This is a genomic window from Paeniglutamicibacter sulfureus (assembly GCF_030512175.1).
In the GTDB taxonomy this organism is placed as follows: domain Bacteria; phylum Actinomycetota; class Actinomycetes; order Actinomycetales; family Micrococcaceae; genus Paeniglutamicibacter; species Paeniglutamicibacter sulfureus.
Genome location: NZ_JAULBL010000016.1, coordinates 1 through 429 on the forward strand (window position 1 = coordinate 1; position 429 = coordinate 429).

The window sequence follows — 429 nt, forward strand, 5'->3', positions numbered from 1 at the left end:
GAGTTCCGCGAACGCCAGGAACGCACCCTGGCCGGTGCGAAGATCCTGGCCGAGCGCCTCACCGCACCGGATGTCGCGGCGGCGGGCATTTCCGTGCTCACCGGCGGCACCGACGTGCACCTGGTCCTGGTGGACCTGCGAAACTCCCAGCTGGACGGGCAGCAGGGCGAGGACCTGTTGGCGAAGGTGGAGATCACGGTGAACCGCAACGCGGTCCCCTTTGACCCGCGTCCGCCGATGGTCACCAGCGGTTTGCGCATCGGCACCCCGGCGCTGGCCACCCGCGGCTTCTCCGAGGCCGCCTTCGTGGAGGTCGCGGACATCATCGCCGAGACCCTCATCGCCGGCACCCAGGAGAACAACGAGGCAACGCTCGCGGACCTGTTGGACCGCGTGCACGCCCTGGCCAACGCCCACCCGCTGTACCCG

General features: G+C 69.9%; 1 pseudogene. It reads left to right on the forward strand.

Features of this window, described 5'->3' with window-relative positions:
• A pseudogene (locus Q2T94_RS20490) lies at window positions 1-429 on the forward strand (serine hydroxymethyltransferase); the annotation flags it as partial.